The organism is Chryseobacterium defluvii (assembly GCF_014204415.1).
Taxonomy (GTDB): domain Bacteria; phylum Bacteroidota; class Bacteroidia; order Flavobacteriales; family Weeksellaceae; genus Chryseobacterium; species Chryseobacterium defluvii_A.
This window is the reverse complement of the sequence record NZ_JACHLE010000002.1, coordinates 419,897-441,819: the sequence shown is the minus strand read 5'-3', so window position 1 is coordinate 441,819 and position 21,923 is coordinate 419,897. Positions and strand designations below refer to the sequence as shown.

Annotated in this window: 23 protein-coding genes; 16 read left to right on the top strand and 7 right to left on the bottom strand. The window is 39.2% G+C overall.

Translation table 11 applies throughout. From position 1 onward, the window contains the following. The first annotated feature begins 6 nt into the window (after positions 1-6). The 9 genes from HNP38_RS10420 to HNP38_RS10380 all read left to right on the top strand — a co-directional run bounded on the left by HNP38_RS10420 (position 7) and on the right by HNP38_RS10380 (position 8,789). The gene (locus HNP38_RS10420) at positions 7-375 is read left to right on the top strand and encodes a hypothetical protein (RefSeq protein WP_184188993.1); all 369 of its coding nucleotides are present in this window, start codon (positions 7-9) and stop codon (positions 373-375) included. Continuing rightward, on the top strand, positions 362-688 hold the full coding sequence (locus HNP38_RS10415; protein WP_184188990.1) for a hypothetical protein: 327 nt from the start codon (positions 362-364) through the stop codon (positions 686-688). The genes HNP38_RS10420 and HNP38_RS10415 overlap by 14 nt, the downstream gene beginning before the upstream one ends. After that, complete coding sequence (locus tag HNP38_RS10410) at positions 675-2,633, top strand: hypothetical protein (protein WP_184188987.1); 1,959 nt, start codon at positions 675-677, stop codon at positions 2,631-2,633. The genes HNP38_RS10415 and HNP38_RS10410 overlap by 14 nt, the downstream gene beginning before the upstream one ends. Positions 2,634-2,635: 2 nt before the next feature. Beyond that, positions 2,636-3,058, top strand: a complete 423-nt coding sequence (locus HNP38_RS10405; protein ID WP_184188984.1) for a hypothetical protein — start codon at positions 2,636-2,638, stop codon at positions 3,056-3,058. 359 nt (positions 3,059-3,417) lie between these two features. Next, positions 3,418-3,990 carry a DUF4840 domain-containing protein gene (locus HNP38_RS10400; RefSeq protein WP_184188981.1) on the top strand — a complete coding sequence of 191 codons (573 nt, stop codon included), beginning with the start codon at positions 3,418-3,420 and terminating at the stop codon, positions 3,988-3,990. 100 nt (positions 3,991-4,090) lie between these two features. Then, positions 4,091-4,657, top strand: a complete 567-nt coding sequence (locus HNP38_RS10395) for an RNA polymerase sigma factor (RefSeq protein ID WP_184188978.1) — start codon at positions 4,091-4,093, stop codon at positions 4,655-4,657. Then, positions 4,650-6,059 (top strand): outer membrane beta-barrel protein, encoded by a 1,410-nt coding sequence (locus HNP38_RS10390; RefSeq protein ID WP_184188975.1) that lies wholly within the window; start codon positions 4,650-4,652, stop codon positions 6,057-6,059. Before HNP38_RS10395 ends, HNP38_RS10390 begins: the two co-directional genes overlap by 8 nt. A gap of 38 nt (positions 6,060-6,097) precedes the next feature. After that, positions 6,098-7,066 (top strand): T9SS type A sorting domain-containing protein, encoded by a 969-nt coding sequence (locus tag HNP38_RS10385; protein WP_184188972.1) that lies wholly within the window; start codon positions 6,098-6,100, stop codon positions 7,064-7,066. Positions 7,067-7,253: 187 nt separating this feature from the next. Further along, positions 7,254-8,789 (top strand): YifB family Mg chelatase-like AAA ATPase, encoded by a 1,536-nt coding sequence (locus HNP38_RS10380; protein ID WP_184188969.1) that lies wholly within the window; start codon positions 7,254-7,256, stop codon positions 8,787-8,789. Between the two features lie 335 nt (positions 8,790-9,124). Here the strand turns inward: HNP38_RS10380 and HNP38_RS10375 are convergent, their stop codons facing one another. From HNP38_RS10375 to HNP38_RS10370, 3 genes are all read right to left on the bottom strand, one after another. Then, positions 9,125-9,505, bottom strand: coding sequence for a YdeI/OmpD-associated family protein (locus tag HNP38_RS10375; protein WP_228461032.1), 381 nt, complete (start codon positions 9,503-9,505; stop codon positions 9,125-9,127). Next, complete coding sequence (locus tag HNP38_RS17995) at positions 9,465-9,602, bottom strand: hypothetical protein (RefSeq protein WP_228461031.1); 138 nt, start codon at positions 9,600-9,602, stop codon at positions 9,465-9,467. The genes HNP38_RS10375 and HNP38_RS17995 overlap by 41 nt, the downstream gene beginning before the upstream one ends. Positions 9,603-9,683: 81 nt before the next feature. After that, positions 9,684-11,888, bottom strand: a complete 2,205-nt coding sequence (locus tag HNP38_RS10370) for a S46 family peptidase (RefSeq protein WP_184188966.1) — start codon at positions 11,886-11,888, stop codon at positions 9,684-9,686. 89 nt (positions 11,889-11,977) lie between these two features. On the opposite strand from HNP38_RS10370, the gene HNP38_RS10365 reads away from it, so the two are divergent. Then, positions 11,978-12,412 (top strand): META domain-containing protein, encoded by a 435-nt coding sequence (locus HNP38_RS10365; protein ID WP_184188963.1) that lies wholly within the window; start codon positions 11,978-11,980, stop codon positions 12,410-12,412. 87 nt (positions 12,413-12,499) lie between these two features. On the opposite strand, the gene HNP38_RS10360 is transcribed toward HNP38_RS10365, so the two are convergent. From HNP38_RS10360 to HNP38_RS10345, 4 genes are all read right to left on the bottom strand, one after another. Next, positions 12,500-12,910, bottom strand: coding sequence for a hypothetical protein (locus HNP38_RS10360; protein ID WP_184188960.1), 411 nt, complete (start codon positions 12,908-12,910; stop codon positions 12,500-12,502). Positions 12,911-12,916: 6 nt separating this feature from the next. Beyond that, on the bottom strand, positions 12,917-15,463 hold the full coding sequence (locus HNP38_RS10355) for a beta strand repeat-containing protein (protein ID WP_184188957.1): 2,547 nt from the start codon (positions 15,461-15,463) through the stop codon (positions 12,917-12,919). 6 nt (positions 15,464-15,469) lie between these two features. Beyond that, positions 15,470-15,949, bottom strand: a complete 480-nt coding sequence (locus HNP38_RS10350; RefSeq protein ID WP_184188953.1) for a T9SS type A sorting domain-containing protein — start codon at positions 15,947-15,949, stop codon at positions 15,470-15,472. 149 nt (positions 15,950-16,098) lie between these two features. Beyond that, on the bottom strand, positions 16,099-16,806 hold the full coding sequence (locus tag HNP38_RS10345; RefSeq protein WP_184188950.1) for a LytR/AlgR family response regulator transcription factor: 708 nt from the start codon (positions 16,804-16,806) through the stop codon (positions 16,099-16,101). Between the two features lie 204 nt (positions 16,807-17,010). On the opposite strand from HNP38_RS10345, the gene hflX reads away from it, so the two are divergent. From hflX to HNP38_RS10315, 6 genes are read left to right on the top strand one after another with little or no spacing between them, the layout of a single operon-like run. Next, on the top strand, positions 17,011-18,234 hold the full coding sequence (gene hflX / locus HNP38_RS10340) for a GTPase HflX (RefSeq protein ID WP_184188947.1): 1,224 nt from the start codon (positions 17,011-17,013) through the stop codon (positions 18,232-18,234). Beyond that, positions 18,234-18,863 carry a DUF4919 domain-containing protein gene (locus HNP38_RS10335; RefSeq protein WP_184188944.1) on the top strand — a complete coding sequence of 210 codons (630 nt, stop codon included), beginning with the start codon at positions 18,234-18,236 and terminating at the stop codon, positions 18,861-18,863. Before hflX ends, HNP38_RS10335 begins: the two co-directional genes overlap by 1 nt. 22 nt (positions 18,864-18,885) lie before the next feature. Next, positions 18,886-20,172 carry a cation:proton antiporter gene (locus HNP38_RS10330; RefSeq protein WP_184188940.1) on the top strand — a complete coding sequence of 429 codons (1,287 nt, stop codon included), beginning with the start codon at positions 18,886-18,888 and terminating at the stop codon, positions 20,170-20,172. A gap of 28 nt (positions 20,173-20,200) precedes the next feature. Continuing rightward, positions 20,201-20,848: a DUF4919 domain-containing protein gene (locus HNP38_RS10325; protein ID WP_184188937.1), complete on the top strand. Its 648-nt coding sequence runs from the start codon at positions 20,201-20,203 to the stop codon at positions 20,846-20,848. Positions 20,849-20,852: 4 nt separating this feature from the next. Continuing rightward, the gene (locus HNP38_RS10320; protein ID WP_184188934.1) at positions 20,853-21,572 is read left to right on the top strand and encodes a DNA alkylation repair protein; all 720 of its coding nucleotides are present in this window, start codon (positions 20,853-20,855) and stop codon (positions 21,570-21,572) included. Then, a complete protein-coding gene (locus HNP38_RS10315; protein ID WP_184188930.1) occupies positions 21,573-21,905 on the top strand; it encodes a DUF6122 family protein in 333 nt (110 codons plus the stop codon). Positions 21,906-21,923: the final 18 nt, after the last annotated feature.

Below are 21,923 nucleotides of genomic sequence, written 5' to 3'. Positions count from 1 at the left end.
GTAAAGATGAGCCAGGTAAAACCTGAGGCTATTTGGCAGCACGAAAAAGTGCTGCCTTATATCCTCACGCGTCTTAAGGACAAGATTGATGAGATTACAGCCGTAGAAAAAATCATGCTTTTCGGGAGCAGGGGAAAGCTTCCGCCAGCATGCTGGAATGAACTGGAGGGAAAAGACTGGGATGTTCTGGTACAGGCAAAGTTCAGATTAAAAAATAGCAGAGTATTAATAGATGAAGATTATCATCTGGATCTGCTGGTGATGGATGAAAGCCAGACTGAAGTTTTTTGCAGAGGAAAGACCGTTAAAGAGCTTTTTCCCGTGAATGAGTTGGAGTGTTTAACAATTAAAAACAAAGAACATGGAAATATTTAATGATGAATGGAGTGATGACTTATCGGAATTCAAAATATTGTCTTTTGAAGAAGTAAGTAAAGGCTTTGAAGGAAATAAGAGCCCATTGCAAGGGCTTTCAGATAAGACCTTTGAGAATATGAGTGTATTTAAAAACAGTCCGTTTGGGCAGTTTTGGGATAAGAATATCCACGATTGGGCTAAAGAGATTTTTGGGAATTCAAAAATATTGGATAAAAGGGACATTACTATTGCAGACCTGTCCTCAAAGATATCTCATAACCAGGCAGATTTTTATAACCTACTAATAAATAAGAAAAATGGCAAAATATAATTTTGTAGTGTATTCGCATCCGGACGGAGAGGAGGTCATAAAAATGTATGAGGATCCTAAAAATGTTCCTAACCCGGAAAAGCCATTTGAGGTATTGGTATTTATAGAAACAGATGACGGGAGATTCGATTTTGGTAAAATAGTAAGGGTAAAATTCGGAGCTGCAGTAGTAGATGATTTAAGGAATAAATACTTTCAGGAACTGCCGTGGGAAGACAATGATCCGGAAGATATTGCGGAGCTGTATATTAAAACGGCATGGGCTACCAGCGTCTCGGCCCAAACAGTACAGGCTGTAGAGAAAGAGGAAAACACGCCGGAGTTTAAAGATTTACTGATAAAAGCCATTCAGTATGAATATGACAATCAGAAATTTGATGACTTTTCATGGTTTATACTTATACTGAAGGGGGCAGAATACATAGATCTTAATATGCCTGATTGGGCCTTTCAGTTAGGGCATTGGCTGAGGACTAAAAAGTATAAAGAAGACAGATACTGGAACGGCGATTTGCCAGGAAAAGAATATACGCCTGCTTTTTTACCGAATTTTATTTTTTATGATACGAAAGAAGACAGAGTTAATTCTCTGAAAGATTTTTTTAACAGGCCCTATAAAAGTTTAAAAGAAGAGATAGATAAGAAGATCACCCGCGAGGATCCTATTTCTAAAATGCTTAAAGAGTGGCTCCATGAAAATATTGATGAATGTCAGAAAATAACAGACGGTTACCTTGAAAAGCTGGCGGACTTTTATATTCCTGATGGAAATTTTCAGACCATTTTAAAGCACTACCATGCTTTTTTAGTTGGCCTCTATAACGGGATCTTGGAGTTTTTAGCGGGATTATGTGATCTGGTTGCCATTATCATTCTTATCCTGAGAGATGAAATAGGGTTCAGGATGTCTGATAAGCTGGTTGAGAAATTCGAGAATTTTGTGAATGAACTTTTTTATAATACATTTGAGTTACTGAACAAAATATTTAAAAAAGTATTTGAAATATTTAAAGATTTTGGAATCTGGCTACTTACCTATAAGGGGAAAAGCTATTATCTTCTTAAAGAATTTGGAGAATTAATACCGGATATTTTAACGTTTCTTATTCCTATATTAAAAGGGTCTAAAGTGGCAAAAATAAGCACATTAGCAGGAAAAGAAATAACAGAAGAGGTTGTTGAAGAAACTATAGAAAAAACGGTGAAAGAAGCCTCTGAAGATGTAGCAAAAGAGCTTACTGAGGAAGAAGCAAAACATATTTCCAAAACAGCGAAGGAAGCCTTAGAATCGGGAGAAACAAAGGAAGCTATAGAAGAGGCATCAAAAAAAGCTGAAAAAGACGTTGATGGCAGGGTGCCTGAAGAAGTAAAAGTCCCTCCTGTAAAAAGATTGGTAAATCCTCAGACAGGGAAAGAATTTGGTAATTTTTTAAGAGGGAAGTATTTAGAATTGACGGGAAGTAAAACTCAGATTTTCGGAGGGAATACAATATTGTTAGAGGCTGATAAAACAACAACGGTAACAGGTATTCTTGAAGACGTTAATACTGTGGCAAGAAGAGGAGAGGTGATGGAAGGGATTACAAAAATGGGAATGAATGATGGAGGAATTAATATTCTTCGATCTCCAAAATGGGGTAAGATTCTTGAAAAATACAAATACCTAGAAGCTGTTGATAAAAATAAATATTACAAAAAAGTGACAGATGAATTTTGGGAGAAAGTTAACAAACCATGGTTGGACGAAGCTATAAAGAGAAAAGATCCTATCCGATTTGTTACAGATCCTGATTCCGACATTGGAAAATATGTGAAAACCGGGAAAAATAAATTTGCAGTAGATGAAAGTGGGAATAAAATCCCGACTATTTTTAGTAGAGAAGTGGAACACCTAAGAAAAAATGGATATCAAATAAATGGACATGTTGCAACAAAAATTAAATAATTATGGGAAATAAAATGTATGTACCTGAAGACTATTTTAGTTTATCAGCAGTAGAAAAAGTAATGAAAGAATTTAATTGGCCTGCAGATTATAAATTGGAAGAAGATGCAGATGGAGTAAGCATCATATTTCCTAAATCTGAAATATATCTTAAAAATGGATATGAAAATGATGTTTCTTTTGATTTGACCTCATTTCAAGGAAAAGATTGTTATATTGATATGTATTCTTCATTAAAAAAAATAGTGAAAGATTATGATAAAAATCCAGATGTTTTTGATGATTTGAACTTACAAGACGATACCTCAGTATATGCCTCTTCAGAAGCAACGGAAGCAAATATCAGAGATGTTTTAAAAATTTTGCAGGCATATTTTAAAGATTTTATATTAGGCAAAGAAAAACGATTGGATTCTCTATTATGAAATTAGAAACAGTTAAAAAGCATGCTTGTTTCTTTGGAGCGCTTCAGAATAATACCGATTCTCTGGAAAAGCTTTGTATTTATTTGGAGTAAAATGATGTAGGGATTTTAAAAAATTGTACGTGATTTTAAGCAATTTCGAGAACATTCTAGTTCTTAAACACTGCCGCCTTCAACAAAGGCGGCTTTTTATTTATAAAAACTAAGTCTGTTAAAACGTTCTGTTCTCGTATTGATTTTTTTCTCTAAAAATCAATGAGTTATCTTTTTTTTCTAAAATTCCATGCAAGATTTCCCGAAAAACGGATTTATATAGATGAGTACTCAAATAATTAATGTTTAATGAAAATCCTGAAAATAATGAAAAAATTAACAGTACTTCAAACCTTTATGTCTGTTTTGATCCTTTTTGTAAGCCTGTCTCTGATGTCATGCAATGATGACTATGAACCCATACCCGTAAAACTGGAAGATGTGAACGGAAATTATAAAGGAAAGCTTGTCACCTCACAGGGCAATATAAAGACAGAAAAAATAGTTGACTTTACCGTCAAAAAAGACACCATTAAGTTTATAGAATTTCCGATAAAAGAGATCGTAAAGTCCGTAGTGAAAGACCCGGTAAAAACAGAAGCGGCATTGGCAGCAATAGGGAAGGTGAAATATAACCTTGACTATACCGCAAAAGTGAACGCAGAAAATAACCTAGTGGAATTATCGTTTGCACCCAAGACCCTTCAGCTCCAGATCCCTGTAGATGGAATCAACAGGAATACAACCGTAACACTGGCGGCTAAACAGAAAGGATTTTATGTAGGACAGGACTTTTCATTGAGATTTGGCCTGGCTGTGGAAAAAATAACGGTGGATGGATTGATGCTGGATCCTTTTGATATTATTAAGCATGATTTCCCGTATTGTATAAAGAATTAAATAAAGATAAATGCAGAATAGATTGTATTCGTTAAGATGCAATCTATTTTTGTATTGAAATTTTGATCAATCATTAAATCAGGAATTATTGTAAAACTGCATGAAAGAAAATAAGGAGCAGATTTTGGTCAGCCGCCTTCTGCGGAAGGAGGAAGCCGCCTGGAAAGAGCTTTTCGGAATGCATTCCGGAAGCCTTACGTCCGTATGCTCCCGCTACGTCATCGGCAAAGAAGATATCCATGATGTCCTGCAGAACAGCTTTATTAAAATGTTCCGGTCCATAGAAACCTTTGAATACCGGGGAGACGGTTCACTGAAAGCATGGATGGCCCGGATCGTGGTCAACGAATCCCTGAAGCAGATTAAGCAAAATTATGATTTAAGAAGGCTTGAGGATGAGTTTGATTTCCCGGATATTCCTCATGAAGAAGATCCTGATCTTGAAGAGGTCCCGCAGACAGTTATTATGAAAATGATACGCTCCCTTCCTGAGGGATACAGGGCTGTTTTCAACCTGTATGTTTTCGAAAGAAAGAGCCATAAAGAGATTGCGGAACTTTTAGAGATTGCCGAAAATTCCTCCGCATCACAGTTTCATAGAGCTAAAGCGATGCTTGCCCGGAACATTAAAGAATATAAGAAGACAAAAAAAGCACAATATGAATAATCAATGGTTAAATAACCTGCGCAGAAAAATGGAGGATCATACAGAAGATACTCCGGATGGTCTGTGGGAGGATATCAGAGATGAATTATTCGGTAATCAGGAGGAAAATAAAGTTATTGGTTTTAACCCGGAAAGCAAGAATCCGGAAGAAGATCTTAAAAATCCGAGAGGTGGCTACAGGCCCGTATGGTACCGCATTGCAGGAGCAGCGGCGGCTGTTGCCCTATTCTTTTTGATAGGGAATCGGCTTTTCGAGAGATATGGAAATGGAAACAGCTCTTTGCAAAGCCAGGCCCGGTCAGAAAATAACAGCAAAATAAAAAATCCGGATAATTTTCCCAATAATGAGCTATTTCAAAATGAAAAGGAAAACATGAGTATGAGATACTCCTCAGGAAAGAAAGATCACTCTGGTATGATGATATCAGACGCAACTTCTACGGAAAATATTTTTACGCAGATTATTGATAAAGTGAATAATATTATAAAGATTGATAATAGTTCAGAGACCGGAATTCATCAGAATATTGATAAAACTGCTGATCTGGGAGATAATCAGCCAGGAATACAGGAGAACAAATCAATTGCTGATCCTGATCACCCTGCTGAAGGGGAAAACACAGAACATCTTTCCCAAAACGAAAAAGAACGAGAAGATACCCATGAAGTACATCAAAAATTAGCATCGGCTAAAAAGAAAACTAATCCATCCTGGATGCTCAGCCTGCTTACAGGTAATGCCTCCTCAAACTCTGCGGAGCAGTTTCCGGGATATGCCACCATAAACGGAAGCCCGATGAGCATTGATGAAGTATTTCACACGTCCGGATATGGAGAAAATCCATTAACGGAAGTATTATTAGCCAATCAGGAGGAAGAAGTGAAAGCTACCGTAAAACATAAAGTCCCGGTGACATTTGGAGTTTCTTTGTACAGGAATCTGGGAAAAAGATGGGGGATAGGTACAGGAGTGAACTATACAAAATTATCATCAGAACTCAGGTCGGGAAGTACTACCAGCCTGATAAAAACCGATCAGTCGGTTCATTATATAGGTATTCCTATTCAGGTTAATTATAATGTCGTACAGAAAGGGAAATTTACGGGGTATATCACCGGTGGGGCATTGGTAGAGAAGGCCGTGGCAGGAAGTGTGAAAACCCAGTACATTGTTAACGATGAGATCAAAGAAGAGAAAAAGGAAAAATTGGAATCTAAACCCGTCCAGTTTTCCGTCAACACCGCAGCAGGAGTCCAATATAAGATCATAAAAAATGTAGGGGTCTATGCGGAGCCGGGAGTAGGATATCATTTCAGGGATAACAGCTCGCTGAATACCCTCTATAAAGATAAGCCGCTCAACTTCAATATGAAATTCGGGATCAGGCTGGTGATCGACTAGCTTATTGTACATAAAACTCACCATTAAATAGATATGATATGAAGACAAAATTAACTTTTTTAGCCCTTTATGTATTCCTCGGAATATTAAAAATTAGTGCTCAATGTTCATTCAGTCCTGCAATTACCAGTCCAAGACTGGGAGTGATGTTTCCGGATAAGGTTGTTTTTTGTAACACGGAATCAGAAACGCTTACGACACAAACCTATGATAGTTATCAGTGGTACAGGCAGGAATGGGATTGGCAGACCCCCAACCCTAATCCCTGGGTACCTGTTCCCGGAGCTACTTCTCAAAGTTTAACCATTGACGGGGCCAATGATATGTTGTATTACTTCAAAGTAGAGGTCAGCCTTAATGACTGTACGGCAGAAAGCCCTGCAATCCTTTCAGACGGATATGCCTATGCTCTTCCCGCAATGCTGACAACTTTTACGCCCGGAACCTATCAGCAGATCGATGCAGGTGAATATAATGTCTGCAACGGATCATCTGTAACCTTTGAAAATATTTTTCCTGTTTTGTATGGATTACATACATGGTATAAATGTGTCCCGGCAAATATTCCGCCGGTTCTGGGAGATCCCTGCATCATCAGTGGAGCAACAGGAGACTCCTATACTGCAACAGACTCAGGGGAGTTTGGCTTTTATGCCTGCACGGAATATTGCCCGGACCAGTGTGAGTTTCTGGGGCTTGGAGGGTTTGTGAAACTGAATTTCGGAAACTGGGGTTTTTGTGGTTTAGTAACCGGCGAAGTAGACCCGAAAGAAAATGATCTTTCCCTGTATCCCAATCCGGCGACTCAGGTTCTTTTTATTGGAAAAGAGTCAGATAAAACGTATGATATTTCTGTGGTAGATGTATCAGGAAGGCTGATCCTGCAAAAAAGCAATCATCAGTATAAAGAAGCAATAGACATCAGCGGGCTTACCGCCGGAAATTATTTTATTATTTCCAAAAGTGCGGGCGGAAAGATCTATAAGAATAAGTTTATTAAAAAGTAAGATATGGATAGATCCGGAAATGGATTTGTTTAGTTTTTTTTCAATAATGGTTAGGCCGGCACAAATTTATTTGCGCCGGTTTATTTTTTAAAAACCTAAGCGAAAATAGGTGAATATCAGGATATAATGAAAAGAAAGCAGTTTGTAATTAAACCAAAAATGATTACATTTACTTTAAAACACAAACATGCTGATAAAAATTTATGGAAGCGCAATTCATGGAGTTGCTGCTCAAACAATCATTATTGAGGTCAACGTAGACACAGGCGGAATAGGGTACCATTTAGTAGGGCTGCCCGATAATGCCATTAAAGAAAGCAGCTACAGGATATCCGCTGCTTTGAAGAACGTTGGATACAAAATTCCCGGAAAAAAGATCACAATCAATATGGCTCCTGCTGACCTCAGAAAAGAAGGCTCAGCTTATGATCTCAGTATTGCTGTTGGTATTCTGGCTGCATCAGATCAGATCCGTGCTGAAAATATTCAGGATTATATCATTATGGGAGAGCTCTCTCTTGATGGAAGCCTGCAGCCGATAAAAGGAGTCCTGCCTATTGCCATCCAGGCACGTGAAGAAGGATTTAAAGGAATCATCTTACCAAAACAGAATGCTCGGGAGGCAGCCGTCGTAAACAATCTTGGAGTATATGGAGCTGAGAACATCAAAGAGGTCATTGATTTCTTTAATGAAGGAAAACCCATTGAAAAAGTGATCATTGACACCAGGAAAGAATTTCAGGAAAAGATCAACCAGTTTCCTTTTGATTTTTCCGAGGTCAAAGGGCAGGAAGCTGCAAAAAGAGCGATGGAAGTTGCCGCTGCCGGAGGACACAATATCATTTTGATCGGCCCGCCGGGAAGCGGAAAAACCATGCTTGCCAAGAGAATCCCTGGCATTCTTCCCCCACTTACCCTGAAAGAAGCTTTGGAAACGACCAAAATACATTCCGTTGCCGGGAAGATAGGCACAGAAACTTCCTTAATGACCATAAGGCCCTTCCGGTCCCCGCATCACACCATTTCAGATGTAGCACTTGTTGGAGGTGGGAGCTATCCTCAGCCGGGAGAGATTTCGCTGGCTCATAACGGTGTTTTATTTTTGGATGAAATGCCGGAGTTTAAAAGAACGGTTCTTGAAGTGATGAGACAGCCCCTTGAAGACCGGGAAGTTACCATTTCAAGAGCAAAATTTACAGTCAATTATCCCGCAAGCTTCATGCTGGTTGCCTCTATGAATCCAAGCCCAAGTGGCTTTTTCCCCGATGACCCGAACAACACCTCATCTGTTTACGAAATGCAGCGGTATATGAACAAACTTTCCGGCCCTCTTTTGGACAGGATCGATATCCATATTGAAGTCCAGAAGGTTGAATTCGAGCAGTTGGCAGAAAAAAGAAAAGGCGAAAAAAGCGCAGATATCAGACTGCGTGTTTTAAAAGCCCGTGAGATACAGAATGACCGGTATAAAAATTTGAAGATCAGCTACAATGCTCAAATAGGTCCCAGGGAAATAGAACAGTTCTGTCAACTTGATGAAGCCTCTTTTAATCTTATAAAATTAGCAATGGAAAGATTGAATCTTTCAGCAAGGGCTTATGACAGAATTTTAAAAGTGGCGAGAACTATTGCTGATCTGGAAGAGGCTGAGAATATTCTGTCCCATCATATTTCCGAAGCTATCCAATACAGAAGCTTAGACCGGGATTTCTGGAACATATAAATGCCGGTAGAGATAGCTGAGAGATCAATGCTATTTTATTAAAAAACTAAACAGATTTTTGATAGGGGTATTGCTTTATTATTTGATCAGATTAAAAACTCAAGTTCGTATTTTCTTCTTAAGAAAAATAAAAATATTTCATTCAGATAGAAATTGATAGTAATAAAATCAAAAAATATTTAATCCCTATGTATTTAGACTCTTCAAGAAACAATCAGATTAAAATATTTCATAGTAAGTTAACGACAAAAAATCCATTAATTATTGATTAAATAAGATGTTTTATCATTCACAATATAATCAGAAGAGAATATCAAAACTAATGTCTAATCATTTTAAACTCCTTTTTTACCCTCCAGAATCATCAGAACCATCTTCACCTTTCTGCTCTCCCGCGTTTCGGTCTTTTTAGCTTCCTCGATCCATCGGATATATTCTTTCTGGTGGGTATAGCTCATCGCATCAAATAATACCTTTGCGTCCGGGTTCTCATTAAAAACAGCCTTAATATCATCCGCAATTTCTACCTTTCTTCCTTCCTTATCCTCAACAAGGCTTACCAAAACCTCATCACCGAAGGTTTTTCCAAGCTTTTTCCGTACTTCCTGAGTCAAACCTAAAATATGACAGTCGGATTTCATTTTGGCAAGACTTCCGCGGTATTCTATCTTATCATCAAACACCGCTTTGATCTTTACCTGGCCTTTTCGTGCCAAATAATTTTTCCGTAGAAAACGGAAACTCCACAAAAGCGGCATTCATGTTTCCGTCTTGCTTGATCACTGCTGAAAATTGTATGACTTCTGTTTTCATTCCGATTAGGTTTAAATTCAGTCAAAAATAAAAAAACCGTGAAACTTAATTTCACGGTTTAAAGATATATTTCAATAAAAATTATTTTTTCTTTTTACCTGTTTTCGCATGTTCAGGCTTAGCAGCACGGGTTTTTGTGTCGGCAGGAGTATTTTCACCTCTTACCAGCTGCAGTTCGTCAACTAATCTTCTCGCACCGGCATATTTATCAATGATCCAAAGAACGAAACGAACATCTACGTTAATGGTTTTCTGCCATTCCTGTTCAAATACGATATCACCGCTTAATGCTTCGCTGTTTCCGTCAAATGCAATACCGATAAGGTTTCCGTCACCATCGATTACCGGAGAACCGGAATTTCCACCTGTAATATCGTTGTTAGAAAGGAAGTTTACAGGCATATAACCTTCCGCATCGGCATACTGTCCGAAATCCTTCATATTATAAAGATCAATAACCCTTTGAGGGAGGTCAAACTCTTCGTCCCCTTTCTTGTATTTACTTACAAGCCCTGTCATGTCTGTATAATAGTTATCCGTAATACCGTAATAATTTCTGTCATCCCTTACAGGCAGTCTGTCAACCGTTCCATATGTTAATCTCATTGTTGAGTTGGCATCCGGATAGAATTTTTTCTCAGGCATAGCCTTCATAAGGCCAGCTAAGAATAAACGGCTGTTTTTTGCAAAATTATCATCTACTTTAGAAAATCTTTCGCCGGATAATTTCTGATCCGTAGCCAGCCCATTAGCAATCTTTAAAAGAGGATCAGCATCAAGCTTTAAACGGTCAGGATTTAAAATAAAGTTGGTAACCGAAGTTTTATTTGCAAAAATTGAAGAGTAGGCAACATTGGAAAGATTCTTGGCATCAAGCCCCATGATTGTCGGAGAAGCAACGTCCTTATCTACTCTTGTCTGGTAAAGATTTACTAAATAATTCAGCATTTCTCCTTCCAGGTTGGTATTAATATTCTCATAGGCTGATTTAACAGCTGCGTCTACTTTAGGCTTCATAGCAAGCCTTCCCTGCATATCCTGCTCAGCATAAGACTTAAGCACAGCTCCAACCTGGTAGGCAAGACTGATATATTTTGCGTTTCTTGAAAGCTGGGCCATATAGTTTCTTTCCACATTTCTGTTGGAAACCTGTTTGTAGTAGCCGGAAATTTCATCCAATATTCCATCATACTCTAAATTTTCAGGTTGTACGGACCATTCTCTGAAAGTTCTTTCAATATTCTGTTTGTCAGCAATTGTTCCATTTTTTTCAACAGCATCAATGGTTCCCTGTCTGTTTTTCCAGTAATTTGCCACGCCGGCATACTGAGAAGCATAGTTAAGCTGAGTTCCCTTATCCTTATCCATATACTTCTTCATAATATCCATAGCCATTTTGGAAGCCTCCACCCAAGCCGGGTAATCTTTATTAACCATCTGTTCGATACCGTAAGAAGTCAGGTAACGGTTGGTTCTTCCCGGGTATCCTAAGATCATTGAAAAATCACCAGGTTTAATCCCTTTAAGAGAAACAGGTAAGAAATGCTTAGGTTTCAAAGGAATATTGCCCGGAGCATACTCAGCAGGATTTCCCGCAGCATCAGCATACACTCTGAAAACCGTGAAATCTGCCGTATGTCTCGGCCACTCCCAGTTATCCGTATCACCACCGAATTTACCCAGTGAAGAAGGCGGAGCCCCTACTAATCTTATATCCTTATAGTCTTGATAAACAAAGTAATAGAATTCATTTCCGTTGAAGAAATCTCGTACTACTACCGTATATTTTCCGTTTTCAGAATTTTCAGCCTGTATAGCCTTGGTCTCAGCATCGATCACGGCTTTTCTCTCTGTGCCGGTCATATTGTTATTGAGCTTGGAATTAATTCTTTGCGTAGCATCATCCATTCTCACTAAAAACCTTACATAAAGATCCTTTGCGTTGAATTCATCTTTTTGCTTCATGGCCCAGAAACCATTCTTTAAATAATCTTTTTCCGGAGTAGAAGCAGCTGCAACAGCGCCATATCCACAGTGGTGGTTGGTAAAAAGAAGACCCTGGTCAGAAACGATCTCACCTGTACAGAAGCCGCCAAAGCTTACAATGGCATCCTTCAAACTTGAATTGTTAACCGAATAAATTTCCTCCGGTGTCAGATGCAAACCTTCCTTTTGCATATCTACACCATTAAGTCTTTTGATGAGCATTAAAAGCCACATCCCCTCGTCCGCTCTCATTTGAGCAAAACTCAATAAGAAAGTGAATAATAGAAATATTCTTTTCATTTTTATAAATTAAATTTTTGTGTCGCTAATTTACTAAATTTTACGATACGGCTGTCCGCAGTTGGTATGAAAATGGGATGAAACCCTGTATGAAAAAAATAATCATTTCCCTTGTGTCAGTTCTTACTTTAGGAATCATTTTGAATTGTTCTTCTGCACAGCTCAAAAATCCTCATATTCAGAGAGAATGGATGCTGGTTTCTTTGGAAGGCTTTACCAAAAAACAGATGGTAAAAAACAAAGCAGGTATTAATTTGACCGCTGAAAAAGAGAACGGTAAAATCCGTGGCGGTGCTTTTATGGGCTGTAACAAAATGTTTTTCACCTCCGAATTCAAAAATGGCGGGAAAGTAACAATTTCCGGAGTCGGGAGTACCATGATGGCGTGTCAAAACATGGATTTGGAAACTGCTTTTGCAAAAAACTTTGATAAAATGACAAAATATTCCATTGAAGGGCATTTTCTTACCCTGTCTGATGAAAATGGGAATGAGATGAAATTTATTGCCGCAGATTGGGATTGATAATCGGTCTGCTAAAATAAATTTAACCAATAAAAAAGCCCGCAATCAGCGGACTTTCTTTTTTGTTGAAAAATCTGTTTTTTGTTATTAGTTTTTCGGGATCGTTTTTTTGATGTCCTGTATGGTCAGATTCGGAGTACTGACTAAACCTTGTGTATTATTACTTTTGATTTTGGAACTATTTGCTTTATGCGGTTGTCTTCCGGGGATTGTTGCACGTATTTCTTCCAGGCTTGCCGTATTGGACAGCAGTTTTCCGGAATTATTTGTTGTTTCTTGTTTCGGGCTTTGTTTTTTTACTTCAAGCCCCTGTTCGGAAGGTAGTGTTGTTGAAGGTGCTTGCTTTGCCCTCTCCTGGGCTTCCTTCATCGTTCTGGCTTCGAGCTCCTTAGATTCTTTGAAGTTCGCAGCTTCCTGTGTTTCAGAAATATTTTTATCCTGCTGTGCATAAACATTTAAGCTTAATGCTAAAAAAGAAATGATATATAATGATTTCATGATAGTTTATTTAATGTTTACCAATACGTTGATTTTTCCGACTCCGTTCTGATCATAATCCTGAAGCGCCTTACCGAGAACCTGCCCGATTTTCACTTTTTTAAGATTAGCTTTCATGGCCACTCCGGATTTTGAAGAAGTTACCAGAAGGTCCCCTCTTTTTATTTTTCCGCCTTCCAGACATACTTTGGTAGGAATTACTCCGATTACACCCATTGGAACTTTATCAGAAAGATCTGCGTCAATGTGTTCTTCGGTCAATAAAACTCCGGGCCTGGTCGCATATACACCGGCTACAAGATTAGAATAAGGAGCAGAAGATTTTTCTACGGATCTGTCCTTTGTAGTTGAAATCACTAAAATATCTCCGGGCTCATAGCTTGAAATGTTTCCTTCTACATCAAATGCCTCGGCCACATCAGCCCCGCTTGCCTGAGTTCCCCCGTTAAAAAAGCCTCTTCCCGCTTTATTGATACGGGCTACATTGACTGAGGCACTTTGGTATACGGCAATATTACCTGAAGGTCCCTGATGGTTAACAAGAAGGGTAGAACCAGTACCGGTGGTGGTTACATGTACTACTGGCTGGCTGTTGGCGTTATTGAAATTGGCAAATCTGCCTGCCTTTCCGGTCCCAAAATTAGGAATAAAGCCGGAGATGGCATTTCCATTTCCGTCGCATGATGCTTCAACGCCATCGCCGTTACCGCCGGCATTGGCGGTAATACCATTTGCATTACCATCTGTGAGTGCCAGTATGGCAGGGCCATTACCGCTTGGATTGGAGGAATAGAACAGACCTGCATATCCTCCGGTACCTGATGACAGGCCAAACACACCTGCAGTACCAAAGTTGGCAAACATGGAATTCACTTCACCTTTTACTGCCGGTGAAGTACCGGTATTACGATCAACACGGAAGTTACCTGCAATACCGTTACCTACGGTTTTTACAGATATTACGTCGTTCTCATTGTCTTCATTAAAAATCTCGAATCTGCCTGCGCGTCCATCGGAAAAAGATGGCACCCACGCGTAAAGGGCATTACCCGCCCCGTCTACATTGGTTTCAACACCATTTCCGTCTTTCCCGGCATTGGCAGTGATGGCATTTCCGTTTCCATCGGTTAAAGCAATGAGAGAAGCCCCGTTTCCTGATGGGTTTGATGCATAAAATAATCCTGCACGGCCTCCCGTTCCTGAAGAAATGCCAAAAATACCGGCAGCACCAAAGTTTCCAAAAATGGTATTTACCTCACCTCTTACCGCTGCTCCTACACTGTTTGTATTATCAAGTAAGAAAGAAGAGGCATTACCTTGAGTATTATCCGGAATATTTCCATTTCCGTTTGATTCTACTTCGAAAGTATTATTTATGTTATTTGAAGAATTAAAATTTTCAAAGCGCCCTGCACGTCCCGTACTATTATTAAGCCCGACTTGGCCTAAAACCCCGACACCGGTTCCGCTTGTGTTGGTTGCAACAAAACCTCTTACACCGTAGCCTCCGCCATCATTTCTACCTACTACTGCTCCGGCAATATCGCTGGTGGTTCTGCCGACAACCGCTTCTCCGGCTCCGGTGTTATCTCCAATAATACCGGCAGAGGTTTGAGCAGAAGTAATTCCATGAACAGCGAATCCTCCTCCGGTAGAACTTCTTACCCCGGCTCCGTTTCCTGTAGTGGTCACATCCACAACAGTTCCGTTCCCTACAGTATTTGCTGTAATCACCGTATTGTTATTGGCATTATTAAAAATGGAGAAATTTGCGGCAATACCATTGTTACTGGTCGCATTTAATCCCGTACCGGTATTACTGTTGGCATACACACCATATCCATTGGCGCTGGAATTACCGTAAACCCCCAATCCGCTGGGAGTAACACCGTAAACTCCCCATCCGCTTCCGTTCTGGCTTCCCCAGACACCTATTCCTAGTCCGCCGGTACCATTATTGATGCCGCGGACAGCGGAAGAAAACCCTCCCGGAGAAGTATTGGTAACCAAACCGCGCACCGCAGCGATGCTTGAAGTGGTAGTATTGTTAACGCCCTCCAAAGAAGTGCCGTCTCCATCATTGATTAAAGAGAAGAGGGTAGAAGCGTTATTCAGGGTATTGGTATAAGGAAGGGTGAAACTTCCTCCGCCACCTGCTGATTTGGCATACATGGCGTAAGGAACCGTTAATAGCTGGCTGGTTCCTGCGATGGTATAATTGGTTCCCCCTGCAGGGTCGGTTTCTGTTTTTAAATAATAACTTCCGGTTGACCAGTCGATCGTAGGAAAGTTTCCGGTAAGGATTGTTCCAGAGCCAATTTCAAGGCTTACAAGCCCGTTGGCGTTGGTGTTTCCCGTAAGCCTCTCGGAATATACGGCTGCTCCGGCGGGAGAACCTTGTAAGATGCTCACCTTCACGGCCACACTCTGGTTAGGGATCAGCTGTCCGATATTATTCCGGATTACAGCCTGATAGCTCATTTTCTCAGGGACCTGGGCTGAAGCCATACATATGCCCAGCACAATGCCTATAGTAGATAACAGTTTTTTCATGGTAATTTATTTTTTAATGATTTTGAATGTTCTGATGTTTTTACCTTCCTGATTGATGCTGATGATATACACAGCGGCTGGAAGATCAGAGAAATTAAGTTCGGATTTTGACTGATGGATCTTATCTTTTTTGATCAGTTTCCCCTGAGCATCAAATAGCTGATACCCTGAGCCCCTGTAATCCTCCGAATTGAAATCTAAGTAGAGATTGTCCCTGAACGGGTTGGGATAAAGTAATATACCGTTCTTTTCAACTCCCGATTCCTGAGTAGCGAGAGCCGAAACTTCGAAGGCGGTCTGAACACCTTCCATCACTTGATTGTTAATTCCTTTGTGAAGGTAGGCAGTTTGTCCTACACTGTAAGAACTGGACCCATTGCCTCCGGTTGCGTCACCCCCCGCAGCTAAAACTGCCATTTGTGCTTTTAGCAGTCCGGGAGAAGTAAACACGCAAAAAAGAATGAGATGAGTAAATTTGATTTTCATATTATAGGTTTTATGGTTAGAAATAGTATATTTTCATAGTGTTTGGGACACTAAAATTACCATATATTAAAACCTGATATTTTGAAAATAGATAAACGACAAAAAAAATCGACCAACGACGGCCGAAAAAAATAAAGGAAAAAGATTTTTTAGGGGTCAAAAAAAAACAGATTGTCTTTATAAGCCCTTCCTATGGGCAGCCTGATCTGTTCTACAAGCTCTACTTCATGCGTGTTTTTACTTCGGATGAGGTGTCTTGGAACAGCATAACTGCGGTGTATCCTCACAAAGGTATCAAAATGGCTTTTGTGTAAGATGTTTCCGAGGGAATCCAGCATACAATGTTTTTTATCCGAAGTGACAATAAGGGTATAGTCTTTCAGGGCCTCGAGATATAAGATATCTGTGATTTTTACCTGGCAGATATTGCTTCCGTCCTTTATTTTGATACAGTTTTCCCCGATCAGGGCATCAAAGCACTCACATTTTTCTTTCATCTCAAAAAAATCGAGGAGCTTCTGAATAGAAAGGTGAACCCGTTCTGTTTTTAGAGGTTTTGTAATAAAGTCTAAAGTGTCCAGTTCAAATGTATCCACAGCGTATTCCGGATGGGAGCTTACAAAAATGCAGGCGGGGATTTTATGGGCAAGTTTCCGGAAGTCTATTCCGCTCATTCCCGGGAGGTCTGTATTCAGGAACAGGAGATCAATAGAGAGATCAATATAAGGGACAGCCTTTTCGGCAGAATCAAAAGAAGCAACGATTTCGATATTCTCGTATTGTTTAAGGTGATGGTGAAGAACCAGCCTGTCCAGTTCATCATCATCAATAATCATACATCTTATATTGGTAATCATGATACTCTGGAAATTAGTTTTTATATAATTTTCAAATTTTAGTATTTAAAAAATGAAAATCAACTTCATAAAGTTATTAAAATTCTATTAATCATCAGTATGAATAATTTAATTTAACATAAAATATTTGCTGACACGATACTTTTTTTGGATTTTTTATTTAAAAATATTATCTTGTAAATCTCACAAACATAGACAGAATTAATGCTAGAAAAGAAAGAACATTATTATGAGAAAGCGGTCTTGGTAGGTTTGGTTACCAAGGATCAGGATGAGGATAAGTTAAAAGAATATATGGATGAGCTGGAGTTCCTTGCCTATACCGCGGGGGCAACAGTAGAAAAAAGATTTACCCAGAAATTATCCCAGCCGGACTCCAGGACATTTGTCGGAAGCGGAAAGGCAGAAGAAATCAAAAATTATGTAAAAGAAAATGAAATAGGAACCGTAATTTTTGATGATGAATTATCACCATCACAGCTCAAGAACCTGGAGCGGGAACTTGAAGTTAAAATTTTAGACAGAACCAATCTTATTCTTGATATTTTTGCCCAGAGAGCACAGACTTCATATGCAAGAACCCAGGTAGAACTGGCCCAGTATGAATATCTCTTACCTCGTCTGACAAGAATGTGGACCCACCTGGAGCGCCAGAGAGGGGGTATTGGGATGAGGGGCCCCGGGGAAACAGAAATTGAGACCGACCGCCGTATCATTCGTGACAGGATTTCTTTGCTGAAAGAAAAGCTGAAAACCATTGACAAGCAAATGGCGACCCAAAGGAATAACAGAGGAAAAATGGTGCGTGCGGCATTGGTAGGATACACCAACGTAGGGAAATCCACCTTGATGAATACGCTTTCCAAGTCTGAGGTTTTTGCAGAAAATAAATTGTTTGCAACGTTGGATACTACCGTAAGGAAAGTGGTTATTGGAAATTTACCGTTCTTACTGACGGATACCGTAGGATTTATCAGAAAACTGCCGACACAGCTTGTAGAATCCTTCAAGTCTACCCTTGATGAGGTAAGGGAATCCGATCTTCTGATCCATGTAGTGGATATTTCCCATGAAAGCTTTGAAGATCATATCGCTTCCGTCAATCAGATCCTGCAGGAAATAGATGCCCACAGAAAACCTATGATCATGGTTTTTAATAAGATTGATGATTTCAGATATGAGAAGAAAGATGAGGACGATCTTACCCCGGCAACAAGGAAGAATATTTCTCTGGAAGAATGGATGAAAACCTGGATGGGCAAATCGAAATACCCGACCGTTTTCATTTCTGCCCTAACCAAAGAAAACTTCCCGGAAATGAAAAGAATGATCTATGATGAGGTCATGAAAATCCATATTTCAAGATTTCCGTACAACGATTTCCTGTTTGAATATTTTGACAACGACGACGAAGAAAACGACGAGTAATGAAGTTTCATTTTTTCCTTTTATTTCTTCTTTTTTCGGTTTTTGGATTCAGCCAAAAATCACAACCTGACTTTAAGGCCATAGAAAAGAATCTGAAAAATTCCGGTTCTCCGTATCATTACGAAAGGCTGATCTTCAAGTATAAAGGATATCCTAAAGCTTTGGACACTATAGAAGCACAGCACCTTTATTACGGAAGAAACTTTAAAAAAGATAAGGTGTCCACTTCGGATGAAGATTTTAAAAGTCTGGCAGAGGCCTATAAAGAACAGAATTTTGCAGACTGTATAAGATTAGGAAGGGCTTTATATGGCAAAGACCCTACTAATCTTGATATTCTCCTGATTTTGCTGAGAGCTTATGATTATCAAAAAGATGCAGGCAATTTCACTCATCACCTGAATCAGTTCCGGCTGTTGACGGATGCCGTGAAAAGCTCCGGAGACGGAAAATCTGAAAAAACAGCATATAAAGTCAATTCAATAGGTGACGAGTATATCCTGCTGAATATGCTGAACATAGGCCAGGAATATGAACGGGGCTCGAGTCCTGAAAAAGACGGGATGTTAGATACCTGGGAAAAAGATGACATCAAAATATATATCAAAGTACTTTATCTGGAACTCTAATTTTAATTAAAAAAACAGCTTAGTGGAGTTATATTATTCATTTTCAGCTTTAATAGTTTTAGCATCAATATTTGCATACCTTAATTACAGATTTCTTAAACTTCCGAGTACCATCGGGATCATGGTGATAGCAATTGTGGTTTCCATTTTTCTGGTTTCATTTGGTGAAACCGTTTTACCAAGGACTTTTGGTCATCTTCATAATCTGATGAGCAGTATAGATTTTACGGAAGTTCTCATGGGTGCAATGCTTAATTTCCTTTTGTTTGCGGGAGGAATCCATATTAATATTAATGATCTTAAAGAGCAGTTCCGTCCCGTTGTTATATTTTCCACAGCCGGGGTTGTGATTTCTACCTTTGTGGTGGGTTTCGGGGTTTATTATCTGCTTCCGTTGGTGGGGATTCAGCTTCCTTTCATCTATTGCCTGGTTTTTGGAGCTTTAATTTCCCCTACGGATCCTGTAGCGGTTTTAAGTGTCCTGAAACAGGCTAATGTCTCCAAAGCGCTGGAAACAAAAGTTGCAGGAGAATCCCTGTTCAATGACGGTATGGCGGTAGTGGTATTTACGGTTGTATTGCAGCTGGCCGTTGGGAAAGAAGTGGATCTGGGCGTTGAAAGTATTATTTTAATGCTGATGAAAGAAGCGGGCGGAGGATTGCTGCTTGGGGTTATTCTGGGCTGGGTGACTTCCCGGCTTATGCGTGAGGTGGATGATTATATTATTTCCGTCCTGGTTACCTTATCCGTTGTTATGGGAGGCTATCTTATTGCAAGACAAATGCATATTTCAGGGCCTTTAACAATGGTTGCTGCAGGATTGTTCATGGGCAATTTCAATGTGAAATTTAAAATGAAATCTATTACCCAGGACTACCTCATCAAATTCTGGGAACTGATCGATGAAATCCTGAATGCGGTGTTATTCCTGTTCATTGGTTTTGAACTTTTAATGATCAAAGATTTAAAACATTTCATGGTTCCCGGGCTTATTGCCATTGTGGTCGTTCTGCTGGCAAGGATTATTTCCATCTGGGTACCTACAAAGTTTATGTCTTTCAGAACACGATTCAGCCCGCAGACCGTGAAAATTCTGGTTTGGGGAGGGATCCGCGGCGGGGTTTCCATTGCATTGGCGATGTCTATTCCTAAAAGTGAATACAGTAATATTATTTTAAGTATTACTTATTGTGTGGTTGTATTTTCTATTGTAGTTCAGGGGCTTACCATTGCAAAAGTAGCTAATCCTAATAAAATTGCCAGAGAAGAGCAGGAACAGGAAGATATTGCTTTAGATAGTGTTGATTAATTAATTGAAAATCATATATACATTAGAAATGAACAAGATTTTTCATATAATATTTTTATTAAGCTTCGGCCTTTATTTTTCTCAGATCAATGTGGATGAAATCAAAAAGAAGGTAACAGAAGAGCCCCAAACTTATTTTTATAATTATCTGGAGATTTTCAGGAAAGATCCGGCAAGTCTTACTCGGGAGCAAATGAACCAATTGTATTATGGAAGTTGTTTTGTGAAATCCGGCTATGGGAGATTCGGTTATAATAAAGACTATGAAACGGTCTGGAAATATGCAAAGAATAGAATGTCAAAACACAAGGCCCAGAAAATTATAACCAAGGCAGAAGAAAGATATGCAAAAAATCCTCTGGATAAAGAAGTGCTACACCATATGTCTTATATCTACGGTGCTCTGAATGATACGGCTAAAAGAGATTTATGCATATCTCAGTATCAGGCTATTGTAGAAACTATAGAAAAAAGTGGTACAGGGGAATCGGAAGATTCTCCCATATGCGTGATCCATGCGGGAGATATGATAAACAGAATTAAAGGTTTGATGGCATACAGTCTGATGGGGAATTTCGATCAGAAGATGAAAACTTTACCGGATGGAAGTATGCTTACCACTTATTCGGTAGGAAATAAAAAAATTATTGTGAAACTGGTGGGAGGATTAGAATAAAAATATGTACGCTACAGTTAAAGAAATAAAGGAAGCACTGGCTATTTTATCTATCCCGGAGAAAGCTGCTTTTTTTCCAAAATTCTTCAAAACGGGAAAAGGGGAATATGGTGAAGGAGACCTTTTTATTGGGGTAACAGTTCCCGACCAGAGATCAGTATCTAAGGAATATTATTCAAAAATTTCCCTGGAAGAGCTTAGTGAACTACTTTCTTCAGCATATCATGAGCACAGGCTGACGGCTTTATTCATGTTGATTTCCAAATTTGAAAAAACCAGGGATCCAAAACTAAAAGATGAAATCATTGACTTCTATTTCAAACACCTGAAATATGTCAATAACTGGGATCTTGTAGACTCAAGCTGCTATAAAATTTTAGGGAGATATGCCTTTGAAAATCAGAAAGAAAACCTGTTGCGGAACCTTTCGGTCTCTGAGAAAATGTGGCATAAAAGAATTGCTGTTGTAGGAACTATGCACTATATAAGAAAAGGATCTTTTGAGCTCACAAAAGAATTTGTAACCATTAACCTGAAACACCCGCATGATCTTATGCACAAAGCAAACGGCTGGCTGCTAAGGGAAATGGGGAATAAGAATGAACAGGAACTGATTAGTTACCTTAATGCCCATTATAAAGAAATGCCCAGAACATGTCTGCGGTACGCAATTGAAAAGCTGGATGAGGATTTGAGGAAGGATTATTTAAAAGGCAGGATATAAATGACGGACTGCTACTTTTGGAAAACATGTACCCATTATTTTTTACATCTGGTATTTCCTGTTTTTATAGCCCTTATTTTTTATCGTGAAAACTGGAAAAAAGCCTGTTTTATTTTCCTGGCGACCATGCTGGTTGATCTGGACCATGTATTGGCTGATCCTGTTTTCGATCCGTCAAGGAACAGTATAGGGTTTCATATTCTGCATTCCTGGTATGCCATTGTAGTGTATTTTCTGATGCTCTTTTTCAAAGGAAATATCAGGATCATTGCTATCGGACTGCTGCTTCATATGCTGACCGATTTTCAGGATTTTCACCTCTGGTGTCATTAAAATATCATTAATATTGTC